Genomic DNA, 2,906 nt, shown 5'->3' on the forward strand with positions numbered 1-2,906 from the left:
CCTGCGGCCGGCTCCCCTGCCGCCGCCCTGCCCCTTCCCCTGGGCCGGTTGGAGTCCCTCCGGCCCCTCGGCCCCGGGCTGGCCCTGGCGGCCGCGTCGGCCCCGGTGCTGTTCTGGGCCGGCGGCGAACTGGACCAGTGGTTCTTCGACCCCTGGGGCTGGAGGAGCGGCCCCGTGCTGGTGGTGGCCCTGGCCCTGCTCCAGGCCCTGGCCCTCGGCCCCCTGAAGCCCCTGCGCCGCCGCTGGCCCCTGACCCTGGAGGCCAGCGGTGATCCCCGCCGTGCCTGGTGCTGGATCACCGCCCCCTGGATCCATGCCGCCAACGGCGAGGCCCTGCTCAACCTCGGGATCCTGGTGATCGTGCTGGGCGGCTCACCCCTGCCGCTCTCCTCCCTGCTGCTCCGCTATACGCTCACCGCCCTGGCCACCACGGCGCCGGCGGTGCTGGTGGCCCGCCGGGCCGGGGTGCTGCGCCAGTGGGACGGCGCCTCCGGGCCCATCGCCGCCCTGATCGCCCTGGCCTGCACCCTCAGCCTGCTGCACTGGAAGGTCCATCCCTTCACGCTGGAGCCGGTCGACTTCCCGGCCTGGGTGCTGCTGGTGGTCTACGGGGCGCTGCAGCTGGGCTGGCAGCTGCCCCGCCGCGATCCCCAGGACACCAGCACCCCCCTGGCCCGCCTCCTGAGCAGTCCCTGGTGCTGGGGCACCCTGGCCGGCATCGCCTGGGCCCTGGTGACCCGCGCTCAGGAAGTGGCCAGGGGCCTGGGCTGGCTGGGCTGATTCAGCCCGCCAGGGCCCTCATGTACTGCCCCCAGAGCTCGGCCACCAGGGCGCCGGAGGCGGCCTCGGCGGGGCGGTTGTCATCGTTGCCCATCCAGATGCCGGTGAGGATGCGGCTGGAGGGGGAGTAGCCCACGAACAGCACATCGACGCCGTTGTCGGTGGTGCCGGTCTTGCCGCGGGCATCGGCCACCACACCGGCGGCGCGGCCGGTGCCGCCGCTCACCACCCCCCGCAGCAGGGCATCCATCTCGGCGGCCAGCGCCGGTTCGATCAGCTGCTGGGGCTTCTCGCCGATCGGGGTGGTGACGCCGGCGGCCGGACAGGTGGCCAGGGAGCGCACCGAGCCGCAGATGCCCAGGTCGTAGATGCGCGTCACGCCGTGCAGGGGCACAGAGCGGCCGCCGTTGGCGACCACGGCATAGGCCCGGGCCAGCTCGTAGAGGAAGGTCTCCTTGCCGCCCAGCACCATCGAGAAGCTCTCCTCCATCGGCGTGCTGATGCCGAGCTGGCGCGCCTTGGCCACCACCTTGTTCAGGCCGGCCTGCTGGGCCAGCCGCAGGGCCACCACGTTCTCGGAGCTGGCGAAGCCCGCCGCCACGCTGGTGCTGCCGCCCCCGCCCCGGCAGCCGGCCACATACGAGAGGGGAGCACAGGAGACGGCATCGCCGGGCTTGGCCCCCGCCTCGAGGGCCGCCAGGAAGGCGAACAGCTTGAAGGTGGATCCGGGCTGACGCAGGGCCTGCACCCGATCGAAGCTCGAACGGCTGTAGTCGCCGCCGCCGACGTAGGCCAGGATCGCGCCGGTGGCGTAGTCGATCGAGATCAGGGCGCCCTGGGTGAGCCCGGCCCGGCCCCCCGGCCCCTCGAGGAACGCCTTCAGCTGCTTCTGGGCGATGGCCTGCAGGCGCGGATCGATGCTGCTGATCACCGCGTAGTTGCCCCGGGCCTCCGGGCTGCTGAGGTCGAGGGCGAAGCGCCGCCCCTCCAGCTCGCCGATCACGTAGTCGCTGAAGAAGGGGTAGCTGGAATAGGTGGATTCGCGGCAGGCGGAGGGGTCGATGTTGAGCGGCCGGCGGCGGGCGTCGATCAGCGCCTGGTCGGAGAGATAGCCCTCGGCGTGCATCCGGCCCAGCACCAGGTCGCGCCGCTCCCGGCCCCAGGTGGGGTTCTCCCGGTTGCAGGGGCTGTAGCTGTTGGGGCTGGGCAGCAGGCCCACCAGGAACGCCGACTCCGCCACGTCCAGGGCGCTGGCCGACTTGCGGAAATAGAGCTGGGCCGCCTGCTCGAAGCCCTCCGCCCCCAGGCCCAGGTAGGCCCGGTCGAGGTACATCTTGAGGATGCGGTTCTTGCTGAAGCCCGCCTCCAGCTGCCAGGCCACCCACAGTTCCCGCAGCTTGCGGGCCACCGACACGTCGGTGCCCACCGCCGGGTAGACCATGCGGGCCACCTGCTGGGTGAGGCCGCTGCCGCCGCCGGTGCCCTGCACCAGGGAGCGCAGGGTGCCGAACAGGTCGATGCCGCTGTTCCAGCCGAAGCGCGAATCCTCCGAGGCGATCAGGGCCTGGCGCAGGTGCAACGGGTAGTCGGCCAGGGTGGGCAGGGCCGTCGAGGAGCCCTCGGCCGCATCGATCTGGCGGCCGTCGGTGGAGAACACCTTCACCGGCCCGCTCACCGAGCGGATCGAGGAACCAGCGGCGACGGTGGTGGCCAGCAGCAGGCCCCCCAGGGCAACGCCCGAGCCCACCAGGGCACCGATGGCGCCCCAGTGCACCAGCTGCCCCAGGGGGCTGCGGGGATGGCGGTACACCAGGGTGGGCGCCTCGCCCTTGAGCGGCGAGCCGAGCTGGAGCCGGTCCCCGTCCCGCAGGCGGATGGCGCGGATGCGGCGATCCCGGTGGAACAGCCCGTTGGCGGAGCTGAAGTCCTCGCCCACGTAGTCCCGATCCCCGGGTCGCTCCTGCTCCACGATCACGTGCACCCGGCTGACGCCGGCGGCGTCGGCCGGCAGCTCGCAGTGGGGATCCCGGCCGATGCGGTAGCGGCCCCCCTCCAGCGCCAGCCGCCGGCGGCACTGCCCGCCGATCCAGAGTTCCAGCCAGGCGCCATGGTGCCTCAGCCCGCCG

Annotated in this window: 2 protein-coding genes; one reads left to right on the forward strand and one right to left on the reverse strand. The window is 73.2% G+C overall.

Annotated features, from left to right (window positions below):
* Positions 1 to 780, forward strand: a 780-nt coding sequence (locus VB737_RS06155) for a rhomboid family intramembrane serine protease (RefSeq protein WP_500312010.1), incomplete at its 5' end; no start/stop codon positions are given.
* 1 nt (position 781) lies between these two features.
* Here VB737_RS06155 and VB737_RS06160 read toward each other — a convergent pair.
* Positions 782 to 2,906: transglycosylase domain-containing protein (locus VB737_RS06160; RefSeq protein ID WP_500312012.1), on the reverse strand; the 2,125-nt coding region annotated here is incomplete at its 5' end.

This window comes from Synechococcus sp. BA-120 BA3 (assembly GCF_034931285.1).
Classification (GTDB): Bacteria; Cyanobacteriota; Cyanobacteriia; order PCC-6307; family Cyanobiaceae; genus Cyanobium.